Raw genomic sequence first — 24,070 nt, forward strand, 5'->3', positions numbered from 1 at the left:
GCGGCCATGCGCGGGCATCTGCTCGCTGCCGGCTTTCTGCTGCTGGCGCTGGCTGCCTGGGGTTTCAGCCTGTCGTCCACGCTGCGTGAGGCAGACCTGCCCGGTGATGCGCAAGGCCGGCTGCTGGCGGTATTCCCGCTGCGCCATGGCGGGGAGCAGAGCTTCGCAGCCGCCAGCCGTGCCGGCGGCGCCATCGCGCGTGAATTATGGCTGCCCAACATGCTGGTGGTGGACGATAAAACGCCGGGCTTTGCCGAGCGGCTGCGCCAGGCCGGCGCCGTGGCGGTCTATCGTGCCGAGCCGTTCGAGGCTTTCACGCTTTCGGGCTGCACCGGCATGCCGCCGAAAACCCTGTCATTCCGGCGGTTCGGCTAGCAGCTCGATCCGCGTATTCTCCAGCCGGTAATCGGTTTCCGTCTGGCGCAGCACCAGGCAGAACAGCAGCATGTTCGGCCGTGCCGCCACGCCCAGCGGCAGCAGCAGCCGCTCGGCCCAGAGATAGTTATGCTCCCGGGTGCGGTAGACGCCGCGAAACAGCACTGGCTGCGCGGTTTCCCAGCAGCGGCGGCAGGCATCGCGGATCACATTGGCATAGCTGCCCCCCGTGGAGGCGCCGACTTGCCTGCCGGTCGGGTCCTCGCCGAAGGCTCGGGCGATCCCGGTGCCGACCAGACGATAGTGATAATCCTCGCCATCTCCGGTCACATCGATCAGGCCGATATGTTCCAGCAACCGCGGAATCTCCAGCGGTTCGATCTCGGCGCGGGCAGGGAAAGGCCGGCCCTGGCGTTTGCCGCGCCAGTAGTCGTACAGCGCGCGCAGTTCCGGCAGGCATTTATCCAGCGGAGCGGGATACAAGGGACTCTCCTAAGATCGAAGCAGCATGGTAGGCTCGCGAGCTTGCGCGGTCCACCGCTGGCGGCTAGGTTGACTTCAGGGAAGGGACCGGGGTGACCGTGGCTGAAGCGCCGCTTACCATCATTATTGCCGATGACCACCCGCTGGTGCGCGAGGCGCTTTCCGGTGCGCTGCGGCAATCCCTGACCGGTGCCCGCGTGGTTGGCGCCGCTAACCTGCACGAGGCCCGGGCCGAGCTTGATCGCCTGGAAGCCGTCGACCTGCTGATCCTGGACCTTGATATGCCCGGCATGGATGGCTTTGCCGGCCTGGCCGGGGTGCGGGCCGATTACCCGGCCATTCCGGTGGCCATCGTCTCGTCCACCCGCGAGCCGGCGGTGATGCGCCGCGCCATGGATTTCGGCGCCGCCGCCTTCGTGCCGAAATCAGCGGCTCTGGAAACCATATCCTCGGCCTTGCAGGCCGTGCTGGATGGGGATGTGTGGCTGCCGGCGGAAGCCGAAGAGGCGGAGGGCTCGGATGATGATTTCCCGCGCCGTGTCGCGGATCTGACGCCGCAGCAATTGCGCGTGCTGAACCTGCTCTCCCAAGGCAAGCTGAACAAGCAGATCGCCCATGAACTGTCTGTCGGCGAAGCGACTGTGAAGGCGCATGTCACCGCCATTCTCAAGAAGCTCGGTGTGCGCAGCCGTACCCAGGCGGTGATCCTGGCGCGGCGTTTCTCGGTCAGCGGAGAATAAGCAGAAATAACTCAGTCGCCGGTGGCATCCAGCTTTGCCGCCGGGCGCCAGCGCTGGCTGATCAGCGCCCGCAAGGCTGCTGGCCGCACCGGCTTGTGCAACAGGTCGATGCCCAGGTCCTGGCAACGCCGGCGCAGGTCTTGGGCGCGGTCGGCGGTGATCAACACCGCCGGAATCTGGCGGCTCCAATCCTGGCGCAGCCTGGCAATCACTTCCAGGCCGTCCAGGCCATCGGCGCGGTCTTCCATGCCGTCGCCCAAATGCAGATCAGCCAGGATGATGTCTGGCCCGCGACCGCGCTGTGCTGCTGCCTGTCGCGCGGTTTCCAGATTCTCCACCGCCGCCACATCGCAATTCCAGCCGCCGAGCAGGGTGTGCATTGCCTCGCGCACGCCAGCCTCATTGTCGATGCACAGCACGAAGCAGCCTTGCAGGCTGGTGGCGGCAAGGCTTGGTACCGGCTGCGCTGCTGGTTGCGGTGCCGCTTCGGCGGCGGCCAGCGGCACGGTGATGGCGAAGACGGAGCCGCGCCCGACTTCCGAGCGCAGTGTGACCGGGCTGTCGAGCATGCGGGCGACGCGCTCGACGATGGCAAGACCAAGGCCGAGGCCACGCTCGCCAGCATCCACCTGCGGATTTTCCAGGCGGGCGAATTCCTGGAAGATCACGTCGCGCTTATCGGCCGGAATCCCGGGGCCATTATCCCAAACTTCGATGCGCACGGCATCGCCGGCACGGCGGCAGCCGATCAGCACGCGGCGATTGCCGGCATCGAGGCGGCAATAGCGGATGGCATTGGCGACGAAATTCTGCAACACGCGGCGCAGCAGCGCCGGATCGCTCTGCACCGTCAGATGGGTTGGCACCATTTTCAGTGCAACACCGCGCCGCGCCGCCAGCGGTGCGAAGGCTACAGCCAGTGAACCAAGCAGCGGATCCAGCGCCACCGGGCGCGGTTCCGGGCGTACCGCACCGGCATCCAGCTTGGAAATATCGAGCAACGCATCAAGCAGGGCCTCCACGGCACCGAGGCCATGGTCGATGCGCGATACCAGATCATTCTCCGGCGCCCGCTCGCCCAGCGCGGCGGTGAACAGCCGCGCGGCATGCAGTGGCTGCAGCAGGTCATGGCTGGCAGCCGCCAGGAAGCGGGTCTTGCCCAGATTGGCGGCTTCGGCTTCGGCGCGGGATTTCTCCAGTTCGGCGGTACGCTCAGCGACACGGCGCTCCAGGCTGGCATAGGCGGCGCGCAAGGCGGCATCGGCGCGGCGGCGTTCCGTGATGTCCTGGTAGAGCAGGAAGAATCCGGCGATGCTGCCGCTGGCATCGCGGTGCGGAATATAGGTGCCCTGCGCCACCTCGATCTTTTCATCGTTGGTGGGGAATTCGATTTCAAAACTCTGCCGCCGCCCGGCCAGCGCCGCATCGATATAGGGCCGCAGCCTTTCATAGCGTTCAGCCGACAGCATCTCGCGGATCGGCTTGCCGTCGATTTGCTCCTGCGGCAGGTTCAAGGCGCGGCGAAACGGCATGTTGGTGAAGCGGTAACGCTCGTCGCGGTCGACATAGGCAATCAGCACCGGCACGTTGTCGGTATAGACGCGGATGGCGCGTTCGGAAGCACGCAGGGCTTCCGCCGCGCGCACGCGTTCGGTCACGTCGGTACAGGTGGCGACGAAGCCGCCATCGGGCATCGGATCGATGCGGATTTCCAGCACCACGCCATCGCCGCGGCGGCGTTCATGGATGCGGCTGCCGAGCTTGCTGCCGGCGGCACTCGGGCGTGGGCCATGGGCGGCAAGGATATGCGCGAGTTCCGGCGTGCCATGCGCCGCCATGTCATCGACCCGCACGCCAATCTCGGCGAGGTTCGGCGGCAGGCCGAGCAGATCAAAGAAACGCTGATTCCAGGCCGCCAGCCGGCGCTGGTTGTCGAACACGCCGATGCCCTGGCCGATATGATCCAGCGTGGTGCGCAGCAGATCGAGATTGTGGCGGATGGCTTCGGAGGCCTCGCCCAGCATGGCGCGGGCGGCGCGCGGGCTGAGGTTGCCCTTGGCCTGCGCCGAGGCCATCACGATGCGCGCCGAGGCGGCACCGATGGCACCGGACAGCAGATGTTCGGTGAAGGCCACGGCTTCCGGCAGGCTCATGCGGCGGTTGCCGAAAGCACGCTGCACGCGGTCGACGCCGAGGAAGCGGGCGGCGAGGGCGCGCAATTCCTCGATGCGTGGATCATGCGCCATGTCGTCATTGGCAGGTGGCAGCGGCAGGTCGCCATCGCCGCCGGAGACGAAAATTTCCGCCTGCTCGATATCACGCGCGCGCGGCGCTGAAAGCAGCGACACCAGCACCAGCAGGATCAGGTTGACGATCTGGCAGGCGATGAAGCCCTGCAAAGTCGGGTCGAAGCCATCAAGCGGCGCCGGCAGGTAATCGGCCAGGGGAGGCTGCATCGGCTTGCCGCGTTTGGCGCCTTCGATGGATGGCAGCAGCAGGGTGTAGAGCCACACCGCGAAGCCGGCGGCCAGGCCGGCGATGACGCCGTAGCGGTGCGCGCCGCGCCAATAGAGGCCGAGCAGCACGGCAGGGGCGAAATTCGCCACGGCGCAGAACGAGATCATGCCGATGGAAGCCAGCGGCAGGTGGCCTGCGACCCAGGAGTGGTAGATGTAGGCCAGCAGCAGGATCACCACCACGGCACCACGGCGTACATTCAGCACCAGGCGGCCGACCTCGCCCGAGCCACCCGCGCGCGAGCGCAGCAGGAAGGGCGTGACCAGTTCGTTCGACACCATGATCGACAGCGCCATGCAGGCGACGATCACCATCGAGGTAGCCGCCGAGAGGCCACCGATGAAGGCGAAGGCCGCCACTGCCTGCCGTTCGGCCATCAGGGGCAGGGTGATCACAAAAAGATCCGGGTTGGCGCCTTTCTCGATCAGCAGCATGCCGGCGGCGGCAATCGGCACCACGAAAATATTGATGGCGATGAGATAGACCGGAAACAGCCAGCGCGCCGTCTGCAGCGAGGAGGGGTCGCCATGCTCCACCACCGCGACATGGAACTGGCGTGGCAGGCAGAGGAAGGCGAAACCGGAAAGGATCGTCATCACGATCCAGTTGCTGCCGAAGCCGGCGGTAAGCCGCTGGGTCAGGTCCGGCGCATCGACGATGCTGGAAAGCAGCCGCACCGGGTTATCGAACAGACCAAACACCACGAAGCAGCCGACCAGCAACAGGGCGGCGAGCTTGACCAGGGATTCGAAGGCAATCGCCAGCATCATGCCGCGATGCTGTTCGGTCGCCTGCACGCTGCGCACGCCGAACAGGATGGTGAACAAGGCCATGATGGCGGCCACGAACATCGAGGTGTCGCGCCAGGGTGGCGGCAGGCTGGCATTCAGCAGCTGCGCCACGTCGCTGCCCACCAGCACCTCGAAGGTGACGGTAACGGCCTGCATCTGCAAGGCGATATAGGGCAGCACACCGATCACGGCGGTCAGGGTCGCCAGCACCGCCACGGCACGGCTCTTGCCGTAGCGCGAGCCGAGGAAGTCGGCAATCGAGGTGACATTCTGGCGCCGCGACACCGCGATCATCTTGCGCATCAGCGGATAGCCGGCGGTGATTGCCAGGATGGGGCCGACATAGATCAGGATGAAATCGGCGCCGACGGTGGCGGCGCGGCCGACCGAGCCGTAGAAGGTCCAGGATGTGCAGTAGATCGCCAGCGACAGCGAATAGATGATGGCGCCGATGCGGCCGGTATACCAACGCGGGCTCAGCCGGTCGCCGGCATGGGCAATGGCAAACAGCAGGCCGAGATAGGCCAGCGACAGCAGCAAAATTGCCGTGCCCTGCAGCATCCCGTGCCTCGCCTCCCCGATTGTTTGCCCCGTGTCCGAGTAAACCCCCCGGGGGCGGGCGCTGTCCAGGGATCAATTCCTTGAAATTGCCCAGTTTCGCGGTTTTCCTGGCAGCATGACCTGGCTGTTCCGCCACCTGCTGCGCCTGCTCCTGCTGGCCTTCGGTTTCCTGCTGCTGCTCTGGGCAACAGGGCTGATCGCTTATCGCTGGGTCGATCCGCCGGCCACGCCGCTGATGGCGATCCGTGCCGTGCAGGGCGAAAGCATCCGCTATCGCCCCGTTGCCCTGGAGCATATTGCCCGACCGCTGCGGCAGGCGGTGGTGGCTTCCGAGGATGCGCGTTTCTGCCTGCATGCCGGGATCGATCTGGGGGCCGTGCGCGATGCCGTGGAGGATTACCAGGAATCCGGACGGCTGCGTGGCGCCAGCACCATCAGCATGCAGGTGGCGCGCAACCTGTTTCTGTGGAATGGCGGCGGCTTTGTGCGCAAGGCACTGGAGGCGCCGCTGGCATTGGCCTTGGACGCGTTCTGGCCGAAGCGGCGCATCCTAGAAATCTATCTCAATATCGCGGAGTGGGGGCCGGGCATCTTCGGCGCCGAGGCGGCGGCACAGGCGCATTTCGGCCGCCCGGCAGCGGAATTGAGCCAGGCGCAGGCGGCGCGCCTTGCCGCCGTGCTGCCCAACCCGATCCGTTGGAGTGCCGGGCGCCCCACGGCCTATATCGAGGCGCGGGCGACGACAATCGGCAACCGCATTGGTCAGCTCGGACCAGGGCAGACCGGCTGTTTCACTACTTCACGGTAATTTCAGCCCGCATCTTCGGATGGATACGGCATCGCACTTCATAGGTACCGGCCTTGGCGAAGCTGACCGTGGTTTCGGCACCAGGCTCCTGCAGGCCGATATCGAAGGTGCCGCCGGCGGTAGGCGAGTAGACATTATGCGCGAACGGATCGCGGTTCTCGAACACCACCTTGCCGCCAACTGAAATGCGTGCCGTGCCCGGGGCGAAGGCGATGCCCTGCTGCCGGATCGCGGCTTGATTGGCCTGTCCGATGCCGGTCGCGGGCAGGAGACCCAGCCCCAGGATACCCAGGGCCAGGCCGAGCAGCAGGTCGTGTGGACGGATCAGGCTCATCAGCGCAGATTGAGCACGGCGATGTCGATCAGGGCGGCGTCGCCCTTGCCGACCGTGCCGGCGCGGCGGATCTTGCCGGTGCCGACATCGAAGCGGTAGAGCGACGCGCCGATCACCGCGAAGCCGTGATAATCGTCCTTCGCATCGGTGTAGATGTCGATGCCGCTGATCACCACGCCCTTGTCCAGCTTCAGTGCCATCACGCTGCGCAACTGGCCGTCATTCGGCGGGTCCTGCACGATATAGGCCGGCAGGCCGCTGTCGAATTCGAACAACTGTGTCTGCTTGGCGCCGGCATAGGAATTGATATAGGCGCCGGCCGTGACCATCGGCGTCTTGCCGGCAGCCGCATCCTTGGCGCTGTAGGCCAGCTTGCCGTCCACGATGGTCTGGCCGTTATCGACATTCACGCGCAGATTCTGTCCTGTCGAGCCGATCACGCGCAGCCGGTCGGCCTGCGGGTTGAAATCGACCACCAGCGCATCGATGGCATCCAGCGCCACGTTCAGCTTGGCACCGGCCTTGGCGGCGCCGGTCTTGGTGTCGATGGTGTAGAGCATGCCTGAGGAACTGAGGCCATACAGCGTGTTGTTGGCCGGGCGCAGGTCGATGCCGAGGATTTTGCCTTCCACGCCGGTGATCGGCAGTGTTGTTGCCTTGGCGGGCGCCTTGTCGGTGAACAGCACCAACTCGTTGCGGTTGTTCAGGGCAGCCAGATCAAGCGCCTGGGCCGGGGCGGCAAGGACGGCAGCAAGCCCGAGGCCGAGGCCGAGCGACAGGCCAAAACGGGTGGCGGTTACGGGGCGCATAGATTCCTCCTTGAGCGACCGGGATATTACCATGATAGGTACGGAATTTCAGCCAAATCGGATCATCCCAGGCCTTGCACAAGCCACTCTCCTTGGCCGTAATGGGGCCGAAATCGAACCCCTGGAAGGGGATAACGGGACGACCGGGATGAATCACAATCTTGTCAGTTTAGTTCAGGCGCGGGTGAGCGACCCGTCCAAGACGTTCATTGAGGCCGATGACGGTCGCATCTTCAGCTATGCCGATGCCTTCAAGCTGGCGGCGCGCTTCGCCAATACGCTGGTGCGGTTGGGCGTGCAGCCGGGCGATCGCGTTGCCGTGCAGTTGGACAAGTCGCCGGAAGCACTGATTCTCTATCTCGGTGTGGTTGCGGCTGGTGGTGTCTACTTACCGCTTAATGTCGGCTACACGCTGGCCGAACTGGAATACTTCATCGGCGATGCCGAGCCGCGCGTTGTCGTCGGCCGGCCGAAGGGCGCGGAAGAACTCGACGCGCTCGCGGCCAGGCTGGGCGTGGCGCATTGCCTCACGCTCGGCGGCAAGGCCGATGGCACGCTGATGGATGCCATTGCTGGCGCCGCCGACAGTTTCACGCCGATCGAGCGCAAGCCGGAAGACCTGGCGGCGATCCTCTACACCTCGGGCACCACCGGGCGCTCCAAGGGCGCGATGCTGAGCCATGCCAATCTGTTCTCCAATGCCGAGACGCTGCAGGCCTATTGGCGCTATACGGCGAAGGATGTGCTGCTGCATGCGCTGCCGATCTTCCATACCCATGGCTTGTTCGTAGCCACCAATGTGGTGCTGCTGGCCGGCGCCTCGATGCTGTTCCTGCCCAAGTTCGATGCCGACCAGGTGATCAAGCTGCTGCCGCGCGCCACCAGCATGATGGGCGTGCCGACCTTCTATGTCCGCCTGCTGGAGCATCCGGCGCTCAACAAGGATCTGGTCAAGCATATCCGGCTGTTCATTTCCGGCTCGGCGCCGCTGCTGGCCGATACGCATCGCGAATGGGAAGGCCGCACCGGGCATCGCATCCTCGAACGCTACGGTATGACCGAGACCAACATGAACACCTCCAACCCCTATGACGGCGAACGCATCGCCGGCACGGTGGGCTTCCCGCTGCCGGGGGTTTCCCTGCGCATCGCCGACCCGGAGAACGGCACACTGCTCGCCACCAACGACATTGGCATGATCGAGGTGAAGGGCCCGAATGTGTTCCAGGGCTATTGGCGCATGCCGGAGAAGACCAAGGCGGAGTTCCGCGATGACGGCTTCTTCATCACCGGCGATCTCGGCAAGGTGGATGACAGGGGCTATGTGCATATCGTCGGCCGTGGCAAGGACCTGATCATTTCCGGCGGCTACAACGTGTATCCGAAGGAAGTGGAAACCGAGATCGATGGCATGCCGGGCGTGATCGAAAGCGCCGTGGTTGGCGTGGCGCACAAGGATTTCGGCGAAGGCGTGACGGCCGTGGTGGTGAAGGACAAGGCCTCGCCGCTGGATGAAGCCGCCGTGCTCAAGGCGCTGGAAGGCCGCCTGGCCAAGTTCAAGCAGCCCAAGCGCGTCATCTTCATGGATGACCTGCCACGCAACACCATGGGCAAGGTGCAGAAGAACCTGCTCCGCGACCAGTTCAAGGACCTATACAAGTAAGCGTCATCATGAATCCGATCTTTGCCGATATCCCCACCACCATTTTCGAAACCATGAGCCGGCTGGCGCGCGAGCATCAGGCGGTGAATCTGGGCCAGGGCTTCCCCGATGATCCGGGGCCGCTGGATGTGCGCGAGAAGGCGGCGGAAGCGGTGGTGCATGGCTGGAACCAGTATCCGCCGATGATGGGCATCCCGGAACTGCGCCAGGCCATTGCCGCGCATTACAAGCGGTTCCAGGGTCTGGATATCGATTGGGAAACCGAGGTGATGGTGACCTCGGGTGCCACCGAGGCGTTGGCGGATGCCTTGATGGCGGTGTTGCAGCCGGGCGATGAAGTGGTGCTGTTCCAGCCGATGTATGATGCCTATCTGCCGCTGGTGCAGCGGGCCGGCGGCGTGCCGCGCTTCGTGACGCTGAAGCCACCGCATTGGCGCATCACCGAGGAGGATTTGCGCGCCGCCTTCACGCCCAAGACCCGTGCCGTGCTGCTGAACAACCCGCTCAATCCGGCGGGTAGCATTTTTCCGCGCGAGGACCTGGAACTGCTTGGCCGTTTTCTGATCGAGCATGACGCCATCGCGATCTGCGACGAGGTTTGGGAGCATGTGATTTTCGATGGCCGCCAGCATCAGCCGTTGATCGGCCTGCCGGGCCTGCGCGACCGCTGCATCAAGATCGGCTCGGCGGGCAAGATTTTCTCGCTCACCGGCTGGAAGGTCGGCTTGGTCGTTGCCGCGCCGAAGATCATGCGTGTGCTGGCCAAGGCGCATCAGTTCGTCACCTTCACCACGCCGCCGAACCTACAGGCCGCCGTGGCCTATGGCCTGATGAAGGATGATGACTACTATGCCGGCATGCGCGCCGACTTGCAGGCGGCGCGCGACCGCTTCTCGAAAAGCCTCAGCGAAGCCGGCTTCACCGTGCTGCCGAGCCAGGGCACTTATTTCGTTAATGTCGATCTCGGTGCGGGTGCCGATGACTCCGCCTATTGCCAGAAGCTGGTTGCCGAGGCTGGCGTGGCGGCGATCCCGGTCAGCGCCTTCTATGCCGAGAATCATGTGCGCAGCGTGGTGCGCTTTTGCTTCGCCAAGACCAATGCGACGCTCGACGAAGCTGCCAAACGTTTGAAAGCCTATGCCTAAGGGTGCAGCTTCAGGCCCTTGAGCACCTTGTCGACCAGCTTGCGCTCGTCATGCAGGGCGATGCCGACCAGCGGCAATTCACCGGCCTGGCATGCCGCCACGGTTTCGCGGTTGGCGGCGTCATGCCCGGTTGAGAACATCGGCTCGATATAGACCGCCATTTTCACACCGCGCTCCAGCGCCCGGGCATGGGCGCGGGTCAGCTCGGCGCTATCTGCGGCAAAGACCAGCATCGGCTGGCGCATCAGCCGCAGATACTTGTTGCCCGAGGCATCCTGGTAGGGTTCGCCAAGCAGGGCAGGGTCGCTGCCGGTGATGCCGCTGGCCAGGAAGGCGGCGACATTGAGTTTCTGCCAGACGGGGAGGTCGGCGCGCAGCGCCAGGGCGATCTTGGTATCAAACTGCATGGGGGCAGTTTAGTTCCCCAGGCCCGGCCCGTCTTGCATGGATGTGACCTTGCCAAGCCGGGCGCTCGGCCCCAGAATCCCTGCATGAGCATCCGTCAGGCAGATGAATGGGTGAAGCTGGTGGCAGATTCGGCCACCGGCCTGGAGGCGCTGCGCGCCCGTTTCGTGCAGCATGCTTATGACCGCCACGCCCATGAAACCTATGCCATCGGCATGACCGAGAGCGGTTCCCAGAGCTATCGCTGCCGGGGTGGCAACTACAGCACACGGCCTGGCGCCCTGATGTTGTTCAATCCGGCCGAAGTGCATGATGGCCGCCCCACCGATGCCGGCGGCTTCACCTACCGCATGCTCTACCTGCCGGTGGCGCTGCTGCGCGATCTGGGTGGCGAGGGCTTCGGTGCGCCGGGCGCGGAGCCATTGTTCTATCAGCCGCTGGCGCAGGATGAGGTGGCGGCGCGGGTGATTGCCGAGGCTTTCGACAGCCTGGCCGAGCCACATAGCCGCTTGCGCCGCGACGAAGCCTTGCTTGGCGTGCTGGGTATCCTGCTGCCGCGCTATGCCGGCCTGGCGCCGAAGCGGGCGCCGCCGGCTGCTCCCGGCCTGCGCCGCGCCCGCGATCTGCTGGAAGCCAGCTTGCTGGAGGATATCGGCATCGCCGCGTTGGCCCAGGAGGCCGGCATCAGCCGTTTCCATCTGGCGCGTGGTTTCCGCCGTCTCTATGGCCTGAGTCCGAGCGAATACCGCCGCCAGCAGCGCCTGCGCGAGGCTCGCCGCCGCATCGTCGCCGGTGCCAGCCTGGCGGAAGCGGCCCTGGCCTCAGGCTTCACTGATCAGGCGCATTTCACGCGCCAGTTCAAGGCCGCCTATGGCGTCACGCCCGGCCGTTGGCGGCAAGCTGCAATGCCGCCTGGATGAAGCCATGAGTCGGCGTCGGCACGCCCAGTTCGGCCCCCAGCCGCGCCACTGCGCCAGACAACCAGGGCAGTTCCAGCTTGTTGCCGCGTTCCAGGTCGCCCAGCATCGAGGCTTTCATGCTGCCCGGCAGCTTTTCCGACAGCCCGAGCGCGCGTTCGTAATGGTCCGCCGCCAGGCCGACGCCCTTGGCGCGCGCCACGGCGCAGGCTTCCTGCAAGGCGGCGATGTAGAGCGCGCGGGTTTTCGGCTCGGCCAGGATCGGGCCGATGCTGTTGCGGGTCAGCGCCGTTAGGCCGGAGAAACTCGCCAGGAACACGAATTTGTCCCAGATGGCGCGGTGGATATCGTCCGGCAGCGCCAGTTCCAGCTTGGCCGTCTCGGCCAGGGCTGCGAAGGCATCCAGCCGGGCGCTCCTGCCGCCATCCACTTCGCCGAGCGTCAGCTTCGCCATGGTGCCGTTATGGCGGATCACGCCGGGTTTCTCGATCAGTGCCGCGATATGCGCCACGCCGCCGAGTGTTGCGGCCTTACCATAGACCGCCATCACCTTGTCCACGGCTTCGATGCCGTTTTGCAGCGAGGCGATGGCGCCATCCGGCTTCACCAGCGGCTTGGCGTGCTGCAATGCGGATTCAGTGTCCCACAGCTTCACCGAAAGCAGCACCAGGTCGGCGGGTTTCACGCTGGCCGGGTCGTCGGTCACCTGGATCGGCAGGTTTTTCAGCGGGCGTACATTGCTTTCGATGCTGAGGCCATCCTGTTGCAGCGCCTTGAGATGTGCGCCGCGTGCGATGAACACCACATCGGCGCCGCTTTCCGCCAGCAGGCCGCCGAAATAGCCGCCCACACCGCCCACGCCCACGATTGCCACGCGCATGCTCATTTTCCTTTCGCCCCGTCTTCCCAGGCATAATTGAAGCTGATCGAAATCCGCTCGCCCTTCACATCGCTGGCTGGCACCTCATGGCGCAGCCAGCTTTCAAACAGCACCAGATGACCGGCCCGCGCCTTGTGCGTCACGAATGGTTTCTTTGCCGCGGGGGCATCGGCGCGGCGCGGCGGCGCTGCCATCAGCAGCCCCAAACGCGGATCCTCGAATTTCAGCGGTGCGGCCTGGCGCGGCGTCTGCACATAGTAAGTGCCACTGATGAAGGAGAGCGGATGCAGATGCGAGCCATGCATCACCTGCGCCGGCATGATGTTCACCCAGCAATCGGTCATCACCAGGCGGCGGCGCTGCAGGTCGTAATCCAGGGCATCGGCATAGCGCCGCACATGTGGCCGGATGGCGCGCTCCAGCTCAGCGAAGAGCGGCGAGATCAGGTGCAACCGGCAATGGCTGCCATAGGAGGTATAGCCACCGAGATAGTTGCGGGTGCTCCAGTCCTGGCCGGCGGCATCGGCATCGGCCAGTGCCATGCTTTCATCCGCCAGGCGCTGGTTCAGGATGGCAAGGCCGGTCCGCTTCAGGGCGGTGCTGTAGATTTGCGTCGGGAACAGGGTTTTGATCGGCATGGCCTGTTTTCCGCCCCGGCCAGGATGATGTCAACCAGCCGGGCGATGCCAACCGATCCGCCTTGCGCTATGATGGCCCGGTCATTCAGCGGGAGGATAGACCATGAAACGATCCGCGCTATTCGGATGTGCCCTGGTGCTGCTGGCGCTGCCGGCGGCGGCGCAGTTCAGCCTGCCGAAATCGGCCGGCGATCTTTCCAATCTCACCGGCAAGCTCGGTGGCAGCAGCAGCGGCAAGGTGAGCGATGCCGACGCCACGGCCGGGCTGCGCGAAGCTTTGAAGGTGGCGTCCGAGCGCACCATCGGCCAGGTCGGCAAGAATGATGGCTACCTCAAGGATCCGGCGATCCATATCCCGCTGCCCGGCATGCTGGCCAAGGGCAAGTCGTTGTTGCAGGCTGTGGGCGGCGCCGGATTGGTGGATGACCTCGAAACCCGCATGAACCGTGCGGCGGAAGCGGCGGCGCCGAAGGCACGTGATATCTTCGTCAAGGCGATCTCCGATATGTCGCTGCAGGATGCGCAAGGTATTTTGCAGGGGCCGCAGGATGCCGCCACGCAGTATTTCCGCCGCACCACCAGCCAACCCTTGAGCACGGCGATGCGGCCGGTGATCGACAATGCCATGCGCGATGTCGGCGCGCTGCAATCCTATCGCGCGGTCACGGATAAACTCTCGGCCTTGCCTGGCGGCGGCGTGGGCGGCCTGGATATCACTGACCATGTGCTGGAAAAGGCCCTGGATGGCCTGTTCCATTACATCGCCAAGGAAGAAGCGGCGATCCGCACCAATCCGGCGGCACGCAGCACCGAGCTTTTACGCAAGGTTTTCAGCTAGCTCCCGGTTTCAGGTGAATTCCAGTCAACTGGCGGTGGCTGCGGCTTTGCCGCGCCGCGCCGCCGGGCCTATATTCCGGGCAAAAGAAGCCTAGTGGGAGGAGACAATGGACCTCGAATTCGCCGCCGATGAAACCGCCTTCCAGGGCGAGGTGCGCCAGTTTATCGCCGATCATTTCGACGATGAGATGCGCGCCGCCATGGCCCGGACGCGCACCGGCTATATCGCCAAGCATCTGCATCAGCGCTGGCAGGAGCGGCTTTCGGCCAAGGGCTGGCTGGCGCCGAACTGGCCGGTGGAGCATGGCGGTCCGGGCTGGACACCGACCCAGCGTTATATCTACGAGCAGGAAATGACCGCCGCTGGTGCGCCCATCGTGGTGCCGTTCGGCCCGCGCATGCTGGCGCCTGTGATCATGAAATTCGGCACGCCGGCGCAGAAGGCCAAGTATCTGCCCGATATCCTGGCCAGCAAGGTGTGGTGGTGCCAGGGCTATTCCGAACCGGGTGCAGGTTCCGATCTTGCCTCGTTGCAGATGAAGGCGGAGGACAAGGGCGATCATTTCCTCTGCAATGGCAGCAAGATCTGGACCTCGGAAGCGCAGCATGCCGACATGATCTTCTGCCTGGTGCGCACCGCCCAGAGCAAGAAGCCGCAGGAGGGCATTTCTTTCCTGCTGATCGACATGAAGTCGCCCGGCATTACCGTGGCGCCGATCATCACGCTGGATGAGCCTGGCCCGCATATGCAGGAGGTCAACCAGGTTTTCTTCGACGATGTGAAAGTGCCGAAGGAGAATCTGGTCGGTGAACTGAACCAGGGCTGGACCTGCGCCAAGTATCTGCTGGAATTCGAACGCGGCAATGCCTATTCCGGCATGCTGAAGCGCGGTCTCAAGCATGTGCGCAAGATTGCCCGCGCAGAGGGTGGCCCCGATGGCACACCGCTGATCGAGGATCCGGCTTACGGTGCGAGGCTGGCGCAATGCGAAATCGAAATCATGGCGCTGGAAATGACCGAGTTGCGCGTGCTCGGCCAGTTCAAGAGCGGCCAGAATGTCGGCGCTGCTTCCTCGCTGCTCAAGACGCGCGGCACCGAATTGCAGCAGATGGTGACCGAACTCGCCGCCGAGGCGGTGGGGTATTATGCGCTGCCGTTCACGCCGCAGATGGAAGGCTCGAACCAGCCCGGTGTCGGCCCCGATTATGCCGATGGCGTGGCGCCGCGCTATTTCAACATGCGCAAGGTCTCGATCTATGCCGGCTCCAACGAGATTCAGCGGAACATCATGTCGAAGCTGATCCTCGGCCTCTGATCGCGCTGTAGCAGTATTACGCTCTGTTACACAAAGGCCTTGCCGGTTTCCGGCAAGGCCTTTGCTTTTCAAGGCATTTCGGCGCGTGGTTAACAGGAGCTGAAGCCGTTTGTGTAACGCTGCGTTGCTGATCTGCATTTCGCCTCGGCGTGGCACGGCGCGCGCGCTAGCTTCAGCGCATGGCACTCGATCTAAGCATTCTCTACAGCGCATCCTCCTCCAGCAGCACCGGCTCGGCTTCGGCCCTGGCGATGTACAAGAAGCTGCAGCAGACGGCGGAAGCCAATGGCGCCAGCACAACGGCGGCCAACGAAGACAGCGTGGTGGCCGAGCAGATCCGCGAAATGAACAATGCCGCCATTCGGGCGCGCAACACTCTCTACAAGCAGGATAATGCCAGGGTCGCCAGCGACGCCCAGTATTTTCAGAACCGGGCGGCATCGGCCACCACGGTGGATGAATTGGTCAATGACGACCGTTTCCTCCGTGTACTCGCCGAAGCCAATGGCATGAGCGATCTCTACTTGAGCAACAAGCAGCGGCTCAAGGATGTTCTCACCAGCGATCTCAACGACATGAGTTCTGTGGCGCGCCAGGGCAGTGCCAGGGAACTGGAACTGGCGAAGAAATACAATCTCGGCGCCACCGACAGCCTCACCGATGTGAATGGCAACCTGGTCGGCTACGAGGCCGATGGCACACTCTCCAACAGCGCCAATGTGGTGGCCGCCCTGCCGGCAGGGCTGGCGAAGTTGCAGGGCGTCACCGTCAGCCTGAATGGCCAGGCGGTGCTGGATTCCGGTGGCAGGATAATCCAGGCCGGCGATATCGCCGCCAGCGATGCCGCCGCCTATGCCAAGGCCAAGACCAAGACATTGTTGACCGAGACGGCAGCCAGCACCAGCACGAGCCAAGCCTATGAGTATGACGGGCAGGATTATCAGATTTTCATCAACCGCAGCGATGTGCAGCGCGAGATCACCTACTACAAGGACAATATCGGCAGCGTGAAATCGCTGGACGATCTGTTCGCCAACAGCCGGTTGCTCAACTTCGTGCTCAGCGCCTATGACCTTGAGGATGAGGCGCAGTATCCCGGCAAGATCCGCAAGATACTGGAAAGCGATCTGACCGACGTGGATTCACTGGCCAATCGCTTCGAGGATACCCGCTTCAAGCAACTGGCGCAGGACCTCGATGTGGCGGCGAACGGTATGACCAAGCTCACCAGTTCCAGCACTACCGACAGCCTGGTGCAGAAATATCAGCAGCTTGAATATGAGCGTCATCTGGATGAGCAGGCGCCGGGCGTGCGTGCCGCCATCGAATTCAGCCGCCGCATCCAGTCGGCCACCTCCACGGTCAGCCTGCTGGCCGACTCCGTGATGCGCGAGGTGGTGACGGTGGCGAATGCGATTCCGAAGGAAATCGCCTACCAGGAAGAGGACGCCCAGGTCGCCGCCGTTGAGACCAAAGTGGACCTGGCCGAGCTGAAAAGTGACAGTAATGCGGTAGAAAAGCTGGTATCGCGTTATCTGGTGCTGAAAGACAGCGGTACGTCCAGCGGCAGCAACAGCTACCTGCTGAACTTGTTCTCATAAGCAAATTGTAGCGTCAGCCGCAATTGACGTTTCTACCTCCAGGGCTTAAAACCCGCCGACTCGGGCTGTGGCCCGTCTTTCGCGCCCTGGCGGCGCCTCCTGGAAGTTTCTTGCAATGAACGGTTTGGAAAGCGTGGTCCCGGCCTTGGCCCGGGCTTTTACCGCGCGTGGCTACGATACGCTCACCTCTGTGCAGGCCATGGTGCTGGCGCCGGAAACGGCGGACCGCGATCTGCTGGTCTCGGCGCAGACCGGCTCAGGCAAGACCGTGGCTTTCGGCCTTGCTGTAGCGCCGACCCTGCTGCAGGGCGCGGAGCGTTTCGAGCGCGGCAGCCTGCCGCAGGCCCTGGTGGTGGCGCCGACCCGCGAACTGGCCTTGCAGGTCTGCACCGAACTGACCTGGCTCTATGAGCAGACCGGGGCGCGCGTGGCTTCCTGCGTCGGCGGCATGGACATGCGCCAGGAACGCCAGATGCTCTCGGGTGGCGCGCATATCGTCGTCGGCACGCCGGGCCGCCTGCGCGATCATATCGAGCGTGGCTCGCTGGATATCCGCGCGTTGCGCGCCGTGGTGCTGGATGAAGCCGACGAGATGCTCGATCTCGGCTTCCGCGAGGATCTGGAATTCATCCTGAGTTCCGCGCCGCCGGAGCGCCGCACATTGCTGTTCTCGGCCACCGTGCCGCAGCAGATTGCCACCCTGGCGAAGCGTTTCCAGCGCGATGCGCTGCGCCTATCGGCGCAGCAGGGGCGGGTGCAGCATGGCGATATCGAATACCGTGCCTTGCAGATGGCGCCGAGCGAGCGCGAGAATGCCATCATCAACCTGCTGCGCCATATCCAGCCCAAGAGCACGCTGATTTTCTGCGGCACGCGCATGGCGGTGAACCATCTCACGGCCCGGCTGTCGAATCGCGGCTTTGTTGTGGTGGCGTTGTCGGGCGAGTTGACCCAGGCCAGCCGTGGCCATGCCCTGCAGGCGATGCGCGATGGCCGCGCCCGCATCTGCGTCGCCACCGATGTGGCGGCACGCGGTATCGATCTGCCGGACCTGGAGCTGGTGATCCACGCTGACCTGCCGACCAACGGCGAGACATTGCTGCATCGTTCGGGTCGCACTGGCCGTGCTGGCCGCAAGGGGCTTTGCGCCCTGATGGTGCCGTATAACCGGCGGCAGACGGCGCAGCGGCTGCTGGCAGGAGCCAATATCCGTGCCGAATGGGGCACGCCGCCAAATGCCGCCGATGTCGCCGCGCGCGACCGCCAGCGCATGCTGGAGGATGCAGTGCTGCAAGCGCCGTTGGCCGAAGATGAGCGCGATTTCGTACAGGCCCTGCTGGCAGCCCACGCACCTGAACAGATTGCTGCTGCCTATCTGCGGCTGCAGCGCGCCGGCTTGCCGGCGCCAGAGGAATTGTCTGAAAGCCTGCCAGCGGCTGCTCCGGCAGGTGAGGCAGTCCGGAGGCCGCGCGAAGCCTTCAGCGGTGGCATCTGGTTCAGCATTTCCGCCGGCCACAAGCAGAATGCCGAGCCGCGCTGGCTGCTGCCGCTGATCTGCCGCGTGGGCAATCTCACCCGGCGCGATATCGGTGCGATCAAGGTGTTCCACACCGAGACGCATTTTGAAGTGGCAGGCAATACCGCCGACCGCTTCTGGCAGCAGATCGAGCGAGAAGGTACGGGCGAGAACCTGACCATCAAGCGCCTGGGCAATACACCAGGCGATCACCCGGCTGAAGCGACCAAGCCGGCAGGGAAGAAGCCCTGGAGGCCGCGCATCGGCGGCGATGAACAGCCAAAGGGCGATGGGCCGCGCAAGCTGAAGAAGCCGGAATGGGACAAGCAGAACAAGAAGAAGTTCCGCAAGTCCGGCTACGATCCCAAGGCGAAATCGAACAAGGCTTCGTCCTGACCCGCGCCTGCCAGTACCGATAGCCCGACAGGGCAGCCATCCACTTCAGCCACTGGCAGGCTCAAGGCCGGTAATCCGGCATGGCCGGCTGCCGAAGTCAGCGTCAAGGCGGCACGATAGAAAGCGCCGCGTGTCGCAGCACTACTATCGTGTTTCAATGCCGGGCCAGGGGCGGTGGGCAACAGCAGCAGCGTGCCGGGCGGCAGCATCGTTTCCAGCTTGGCTCTGATGGCGGCACGGATCGGGCGGTAACGCCTGATCTCGGCTTCGCTCACCGCCAGAGCATCGGCAAAACGCGGTGCGATATTTTCGCCGAAGCGCGGCCTGGCCGTGGCGATCCAGGCACCGAGCGACGCCTGGATATCGGCCGCTTGCAGCACGCGATAGGCTTCCAGCCAATCGGTATCCTCACCATCATAAAGTCTCACCGGTTCACCAAGCCGTGGCAAAGCCGCAGCCGTTGCCGGATCAGCCAGGGCATAGGCATCGGCAGCCCACAGGATGCGCGTGGTTCTGGCGGCGGGTCTGGCATCTGCCATGGCCAATGCGCCGCGCCGCAGGGTTTCGGCATCGCGGGCAAACAGCCCCACGGTGTCATAGCTCGGCGCGAAGGGGATCACGCCATCCAGCGGCAGATGGCCATGGCTGGGGCGATAGCCATAAAGGCCGCAGAAGCTGGCGGGCACGCGCACCGAGCCGCCGGTATCGGTGCCAAGCGCCAGATCGGCCAGGCTGGCGGCCACGGCGGATGCCGAACCGCTGGAAGAACCGCCGGGTAGGCGGTCCGGGCAGCGCGGATTGAGCGGCGTGCCGTAATGTGCATTCTCGCCTTCCAGGCTGAAGGCCAGTTCATCGGTGATGGTCTTGCCGATCAGTGTCGCGCAGGCAGCCAGCAGCCGCTCTACCACCGGGGCATGGCGTTGCGCCGGCTGCTGCAGGGCTGCCCAGTCGGGATTGCCGCCGCCGGTGACATGGCCTGCGACGTCGATCAGGTCCTTGACGGCGAAAGTACGGCCATTCAACGGCCCGCTTCCGGTTGGCGGTATGACGAAGGTGCCGCCCGGAACGAAGGCACTCATGCCAGATGCGGCAGGATCGTCGCCACTGGCGCGGTCCAGCCAACGATACCGCCCTGGGCGCGGATCATGGCCAAGGTCGCCGCTTTGAATTCGGGGAAGTAGCTCTCCGTCGCATCCTCGGCCAGCAGACATTCATAGCCGCGGTCGTTGGCCTCGCGCATCGTGGTCTGCACGCAGACCTCGGTGGTGACGCCGGCAAAGACCAGGTGGTTCACCCCGGCACGGCGCAGGATGTCGCCCAGCGGCGTGGCATAGAAGGCACCCTTGCCGGGCTTGAGGATCACGGCTTCGCCGGCAATCGGGGCCAGTTCGGGGATGATGTCGTTGCCCGGCTCGCCATCCACCAGGATGCGACCCATCGGGCCGCTATTGCCGATGGTGAGGCTGCCCTTGCCGCGCGTTCGCTTGGAGGGCGGGCAATCGGAAAGATCGGCGCGGTGGCCCTCGCGGGTATGGATCACCGGCAGGCCGGCCTTGCGGAAGCCGGCGATCAGGTCGGCCACGGTCGGGATGATGGCGGTAAGCAGGCTAACATCGTTGCCGAGCGCGGCGCCAAAGCCGCCGGGTTCGACGAAATCGCGCTGCATGTCGATCACGATCAATGCCAGTTTGCCGGCGGGAAATTCGAATTCATAAGGCTGGGCGGGAATCACCGGCATGGCATCACTTTCCGCGCTGGAAGGGCAGGGTGAGGGCAGCCGGCGGATCAAGCCGGCCAACCACGCCGGCCACTGCCAGCAGCGCCAGGATATAGGGCAGCATCAGCAGCAAAGCGGTGGGCACGTTCACGCCCATGGCCGGAAGTTGGAATTGCAAGGCAGTGGCGGCGCCGAACAGCAGGCAGGCACCGATGGTGCGCCATACCGTCCAGCCGCCGAAGATCACGGCGGCCAGCGCCAGATAGCCGGCGCCGTTGGTCATGTTCTCGGTGAAGGTGTTGATATCGGCCACCGAGAGGAAGGAGCCGGCGAGGCCGGCCATGGCGCCGGTGATCAGCACCGAGAGATAGCGCGTGCGCGCCACCGGCACACCGGCCTTGTCGCCGGCGCGCGGGTCATCGCCCACGGCGCGGATCGCTAGGCCAAAGGCGGTGTATTTCAGCATCCACCACAGCAGCAGCACGCAGCCGAAACCGAAATAGACCAGATAGCTCTGCTGAAACAGCGCGGGACCGATCAGCGGCAGGTCGCTGAGGCCAGGGATATGCATTTTCGGCAGGCCCGGAATCTGCTCGCGTGACAGGCCGCCGAAGATGATGCGATAGAGCAACGTGGTGGCGCCGAGTGCCAGGATGTTGAAGCCGATGCCGACCACCAGCTGGTTGGCGCGCAGCCGCACGCTCAGCACGGCCTGCACTGCCGCCACGGCCATTGCCGCCAGCACGGCGCAGAGGATACCCAGCACCGGCGAGCCGGTGCCCCAGGCACCCAGCGCGCCGAAGAAGGCCGCTGTCAGCATCATGCCTTCCAGGCTCAGGTTCAGCACGCCGGAGCGTTCGCTCACCAGTTCGCCGCTGGCCGCCAGCATCAGCGGCATGGCGAGGCGAATGGTGGAGGCGAGGAATACCGCGAGCAGGTCGATCATCACTTGGTCTCCCCGGCCAGCCGCTCGGCCAGGATCACCGATCCGGCCACGGCAATGACGATCAAACCCTGGATCACAAGAGTAAGAGCCGCAGGCACCTGGGCCATGATCTCCATGGAGATACCGCCCGAGCGCAGGAAGCCGAAGAACAGTGCGCCGGCCAGCACACCCACGGCGGAGCCGCGCGAGAGCAGGCCGACGACAAGGCCATCGAAGCCATAGCCCGACGAGAAGCCGGTCTTGAGGTAATACTGTTCGCCCTGGATCATGGTGGCGCCGGCCAGGCCACCGAGCGCACCGGCAAGGCCGAGTGCTGCGATCAGCAGCAGGTCGCAGGGCATGCCGGCGCGGCGTGCGGCCAGTTCATTCAAGCCGACAGCACGCAGCTTCAGGCCGAAAGTCGAGCGGCTCAGCATCACGGCGGTGGCGATGCCGCACAGCACGCAGATCAGCAGGCCGATATGCAGCGGCGATTCCGGGTCGGGAGTCAGCAGCGGCAATTGCGTGCTTTCCGGGATCGGCAGCGATTCCGGCAACGTAGCCGAGGAATTGCGCGGCTGGCGCAGCAGGCTGTCGGATTGCACGCACCAATAAACGAACAGCAGGGCGATGAAGCCCAACAACAGCGTGCTGATCACTTCATTGGTGCCGAAGCGCACCTTCATCACGCCGGCAATGGCGCCCCAGATGGCGCCGCAAAGCGCACCGGCCAGCAACGGCAGCAGCACAGCCAAGCCTAATGGCAGGCCCTGCACGCCGCCATAGAGTGCCACGGCGGTGGCGGCGATGCCGCCAACCGCGATCTGGCCTTCGCCGCCGACATTGGTCAGGTTGGCACGGTTGGCGATGATGAAGCCGAAGCCGACCAGGGCGAGTGCTACGGCACGGTTCACCGAGGCGCCGAACGCAAACGGCGAACCGATGGCGCCATCGACGAAGGCCGCCACGGCATCGGGCACCGAGCGGCCCGATAGTGCGATCATCAGCAGGCCGAACAGCAATGCCAGCGTGGTGGCGCCAAGCGGCACTGCCAGACGCAAGGCAGCGCGGGTCAGGGCCGGGCGATCTAAAGCAAGGGCCGTCATGCTGCCAACCTTTTCATGCTGCCAGCTTCATGCTGCATGTCCCGACATCAGGGCGCCGATGGCTTCGCGCTGGTCCATCCGCGCCGGCTTCTCGCCGATCACCCGGCCGCGATACAGCACCAGGATGCGGTCGGAAGCGGCGATCAGTTCGTCCAGTTCGCTGGAAATCAGCAGTACACCGACACCGCGTGCGGCAGTCGCGCGGATATTGCGATACACGGCCTCCACGGCGCCGATATCAAGACCGCGCGTCGGCTGGGCGGCGAGCAGGAATACCAGCTTCTTCAAGGTCAGTTCGCGGGCCAGCACGGCCTTCTGCTGGTTGCCGCCGGAAAGCCCGCCGAAGGCAACTTCGGCGGAAGCCGCGCGCACATCGTATTGTGCCATCAGTTCCTTTGCCGCCGTGGTCATGGCGCCGCGTTGCAGCATGCCGAAGCGGGTGAAATCGCTCAGCTTGTTGAGGAAGATATTCTCGGCCACGCTCATGCCGGTGACACAGGCCACCGCATGGCGGTCCTCCGGCACGATGCCGCCGCCGGCCGCCGTCACCGCTGCCGGACCAGCCTCGGTCAAATCCTGCTCAGCAATATGGAAACGTCCGGCACTGGGCTTCAGCAACCCGGCCAGCACGCGGCCAAGTTCCGACTGCCCGTTGCCTTCCACGCCGGCCAGGCCGATCACTTCGCCGGCGCGGATTTCCAGGGTGAAATTGTCCAGCCGCACGGCACCGCTGCGGTCTTTCACGGTCAGGCCGTCGCAAACCAGAGCGAAGGGTTTCGGCTTGTCGTCACCGCCGGCGGGGGGCTGGGCGATTTCGGCCAGGCTGGCTTGCAACGCGCTTTCCAGCGACACGACTTCACGGCCGACCATGGCGCGCACCAGATCCCCCATCTGGGCTTCCGCCATGCGCACGGTGGTGATCTTGCGGCCGCCGCGCAGCACGCTGACGCGGTCCGCCACCTTGGCAATTTCGGCCAGCTTGTGCGTCACCATGATCACCGCGCGGCCATCATCGGCCACGCGGCGCACGATATCCAGCAGCGCGCCGATCTCTTCTGGCGGCAGCACGGCGGTGGGCTCATCCAGCACCAGCAGGCGCGGTTCGCGCATCAGGCATTTCACGATCTCGACGCGCTGGCGCTCACCCACGGAAAGTTCGCCGACAATGGCATCGGGATCGACCGCGAGGTCGTAGCGCTTGCCGAGGTCGCGGATGCGCGCGGCATAATCCTTGTGTTTCAGCACGCCGCGCACCTGGCCCAGCATCAGGTTCTCCACCACGCTCATGCGCGGCACGACGCTGAAATGCTGATGCACCATGGCGATGCCGCTGGTCAGTGCCTCGGCGGGGCCGGTCGGTAGCCATTCGCGGCCCTGATACCGCATGAAGCCGGTATCCGGCGCATGGGTGCCGAAGATCAGGTTGCACAGCGTGGACTTGCCGGCACCGTTCTCACCCAGCAGGCAATGCACTTCGCCGGCATGGAAATCCAGGCTGATATCGGCGAGCGCCTGCAGGCTGCCGAAGCGTTTCGACACGTCCTCCAGCACCAGCAGCGGGCGTTCACCCGCTGCTGTCACCGCTGGCAT

General features: G+C 64.6%; 22 protein-coding genes. 10 read left to right on the forward strand and 12 right to left on the reverse strand.

Annotated features, from left to right (window positions below):
• Positions 1-6: 6 nt before the first annotated feature.
• Positions 7-375 (forward strand): hypothetical protein, encoded by a 369-nt coding sequence (locus tag ACQY7X_RS14275; RefSeq protein ID WP_428246083.1) that lies wholly within the window; start codon positions 7-9, stop codon positions 373-375.
• Here the strand turns inward: ACQY7X_RS14275 and ACQY7X_RS14280 are convergent.
• Entirely contained in the window at positions 355-858 is a 504-nt protein-coding gene (locus tag ACQY7X_RS14280; protein WP_428246084.1) for a PAS domain-containing protein, read from the reverse strand. The genes ACQY7X_RS14275 and ACQY7X_RS14280 overlap by 21 nt on opposite strands.
• Before the next feature lie 92 nt (positions 859-950).
• On the opposite strand from ACQY7X_RS14280, the gene ACQY7X_RS14285 reads away from it, so the two are divergent.
• Positions 951-1,598: a response regulator transcription factor gene (locus tag ACQY7X_RS14285; RefSeq protein WP_428246085.1), complete on the forward strand. Its 648-nt coding sequence runs from the start codon at positions 951-953 to the stop codon at positions 1,596-1,598.
• Between the two features lie 11 nt (positions 1,599-1,609).
• Here the strand turns inward: ACQY7X_RS14285 and ACQY7X_RS14290 are convergent, their stop codons facing one another.
• On the reverse strand, positions 1,610-5,467 hold the full coding sequence (locus tag ACQY7X_RS14290) for a NahK/ErcS family hybrid sensor histidine kinase/response regulator (protein ID WP_428246086.1): 3,858 nt from the start codon (positions 5,465-5,467) through the stop codon (positions 1,610-1,612).
• Positions 5,468-5,582: 115 nt separating this feature from the next.
• Between ACQY7X_RS14290 and mtgA the strand changes: the two genes are divergently transcribed.
• On the forward strand, positions 5,583-6,275 hold the full coding sequence (mtgA, locus tag ACQY7X_RS14295; protein ID WP_428246087.1) for a monofunctional biosynthetic peptidoglycan transglycosylase: 693 nt from the start codon (positions 5,583-5,585) through the stop codon (positions 6,273-6,275).
• On the opposite strand, the gene ACQY7X_RS14300 is transcribed toward mtgA, so the two are convergent.
• Together ACQY7X_RS14300 and ACQY7X_RS14305 are read right to left on the reverse strand one after the other, a co-directional pair.
• Entirely contained in the window at positions 6,262-6,609 is a 348-nt protein-coding gene (locus ACQY7X_RS14300) for a cupredoxin domain-containing protein (protein WP_428246088.1), read from the reverse strand. The two genes, mtgA and ACQY7X_RS14300, sit on opposite strands and share 14 nt — an antisense overlap.
• Positions 6,609-7,418, reverse strand: a complete 810-nt coding sequence (locus tag ACQY7X_RS14305; RefSeq protein WP_428246089.1) for a DUF4394 domain-containing protein — start codon at positions 7,416-7,418, stop codon at positions 6,609-6,611. Before ACQY7X_RS14305 ends, ACQY7X_RS14300 begins: the two co-directional genes overlap by 1 nt.
• Before the next feature lie 148 nt (positions 7,419-7,566).
• On the opposite strand from ACQY7X_RS14305, the gene ACQY7X_RS14310 reads away from it, so the two are divergent.
• Together ACQY7X_RS14310 and ACQY7X_RS14315 are read left to right on the forward strand one after the other, a co-directional pair.
• Complete coding sequence (locus ACQY7X_RS14310; RefSeq protein ID WP_428246090.1) at positions 7,567-9,081, forward strand: malonate--CoA ligase; 1,515 nt, start codon at positions 7,567-7,569, stop codon at positions 9,079-9,081.
• Positions 9,082-9,089: 8 nt separating this feature from the next.
• A complete protein-coding gene (locus ACQY7X_RS14315) occupies positions 9,090-10,226 on the forward strand; it encodes an aminotransferase (RefSeq protein ID WP_428246091.1) in 1,137 nt (378 codons plus the stop codon).
• Here ACQY7X_RS14315 and ACQY7X_RS14320 read toward each other — a convergent pair.
• Positions 10,223-10,633 carry a DUF2000 family protein gene (locus ACQY7X_RS14320; RefSeq protein ID WP_428246092.1) on the reverse strand — a complete coding sequence of 137 codons (411 nt, stop codon included), beginning with the start codon at positions 10,631-10,633 and terminating at the stop codon, positions 10,223-10,225. The two genes, ACQY7X_RS14315 and ACQY7X_RS14320, sit on opposite strands and share 4 nt — an antisense overlap.
• An 84-nt stretch (positions 10,634-10,717) precedes the next feature.
• Between ACQY7X_RS14320 and ACQY7X_RS14325 the strand changes: the two genes are divergently transcribed.
• Positions 10,718-11,551, forward strand: a complete 834-nt coding sequence (locus ACQY7X_RS14325) for an AraC family transcriptional regulator (protein ID WP_428246093.1) — start codon at positions 10,718-10,720, stop codon at positions 11,549-11,551.
• On the opposite strand, the gene ACQY7X_RS14330 is transcribed toward ACQY7X_RS14325, so the two are convergent.
• Both ACQY7X_RS14330 and ACQY7X_RS14335 read right to left on the reverse strand, forming a co-directional pair.
• Positions 11,508-12,428 (reverse strand): ketopantoate reductase family protein, encoded by a 921-nt coding sequence (locus ACQY7X_RS14330; RefSeq protein WP_428246094.1) that lies wholly within the window; start codon positions 12,426-12,428, stop codon positions 11,508-11,510. The genes ACQY7X_RS14325 and ACQY7X_RS14330 overlap by 44 nt on opposite strands.
• A 2-nt stretch (positions 12,429-12,430) precedes the next feature.
• Complete coding sequence (locus ACQY7X_RS14335; protein ID WP_428246095.1) at positions 12,431-13,066, reverse strand: TIGR02466 family protein; 636 nt, start codon at positions 13,064-13,066, stop codon at positions 12,431-12,433.
• A 103-nt stretch (positions 13,067-13,169) separates the two neighbouring features.
• On the opposite strand from ACQY7X_RS14335, the gene ACQY7X_RS14340 reads away from it, so the two are divergent.
• The 4 genes from ACQY7X_RS14340 to ACQY7X_RS14355 all read left to right on the forward strand — a co-directional run bounded on the left by ACQY7X_RS14340 (position 13,170) and on the right by ACQY7X_RS14355 (position 18,732).
• Positions 13,170-13,904, forward strand: coding sequence for a DUF4197 domain-containing protein (locus ACQY7X_RS14340; RefSeq protein ID WP_428246096.1), 735 nt, complete (start codon positions 13,170-13,172; stop codon positions 13,902-13,904).
• Positions 13,905-14,010: 106 nt separating this feature from the next.
• Entirely contained in the window at positions 14,011-15,219 is a 1,209-nt protein-coding gene (locus ACQY7X_RS14345) for an acyl-CoA dehydrogenase family protein (protein WP_428246097.1), read from the forward strand.
• 179 nt (positions 15,220-15,398) lie between these two features.
• Positions 15,399-16,820 carry a DUF1217 domain-containing protein gene (locus tag ACQY7X_RS14350; protein ID WP_428246098.1) on the forward strand — a complete coding sequence of 474 codons (1,422 nt, stop codon included), beginning with the start codon at positions 15,399-15,401 and terminating at the stop codon, positions 16,818-16,820.
• A 115-nt stretch (positions 16,821-16,935) separates the two neighbouring features.
• Complete coding sequence (locus ACQY7X_RS14355) at positions 16,936-18,732, forward strand: DEAD/DEAH box helicase (RefSeq protein WP_428246099.1); 1,797 nt, start codon at positions 16,936-16,938, stop codon at positions 18,730-18,732.
• Here ACQY7X_RS14355 and ACQY7X_RS14360 read toward each other — a convergent pair.
• From ACQY7X_RS14360 to ACQY7X_RS14380, 5 genes are read right to left on the reverse strand one after another with little or no spacing between them, the layout of a single operon-like run.
• Positions 18,693-19,811, reverse strand: coding sequence for an amidase (locus ACQY7X_RS14360; RefSeq protein WP_428246100.1), 1,119 nt, complete (start codon positions 19,809-19,811; stop codon positions 18,693-18,695). The two genes, ACQY7X_RS14355 and ACQY7X_RS14360, sit on opposite strands and share 40 nt — an antisense overlap.
• On the reverse strand, positions 19,808-20,470 hold the full coding sequence (locus ACQY7X_RS14365; protein ID WP_428246101.1) for a cysteine hydrolase family protein: 663 nt from the start codon (positions 20,468-20,470) through the stop codon (positions 19,808-19,810). The genes ACQY7X_RS14360 and ACQY7X_RS14365 overlap by 4 nt, the downstream gene beginning before the upstream one ends.
• Before the next feature lie 4 nt (positions 20,471-20,474).
• Positions 20,475-21,395 carry an ABC transporter permease gene (locus ACQY7X_RS14370; protein ID WP_428246102.1) on the reverse strand — a complete coding sequence of 307 codons (921 nt, stop codon included), beginning with the start codon at positions 21,393-21,395 and terminating at the stop codon, positions 20,475-20,477.
• Positions 21,395-22,480: an ABC transporter permease gene (locus tag ACQY7X_RS14375; RefSeq protein WP_428246103.1), complete on the reverse strand. Its 1,086-nt coding sequence runs from the start codon at positions 22,478-22,480 to the stop codon at positions 21,395-21,397. The genes ACQY7X_RS14370 and ACQY7X_RS14375 overlap by 1 nt, the downstream gene beginning before the upstream one ends.
• Positions 22,481-22,507: 27 nt before the next feature.
• On the reverse strand, positions 22,508-24,070 hold the full coding sequence (locus ACQY7X_RS14380; RefSeq protein WP_428246104.1) for an ABC transporter ATP-binding protein: 1,563 nt from the start codon (positions 24,068-24,070) through the stop codon (positions 22,508-22,510).

The organism is Ferrovibrio sp., assembly GCF_965278975.1.
GTDB lineage: Bacteria > Pseudomonadota > Alphaproteobacteria > Ferrovibrionales > Ferrovibrionaceae > Ferrovibrio.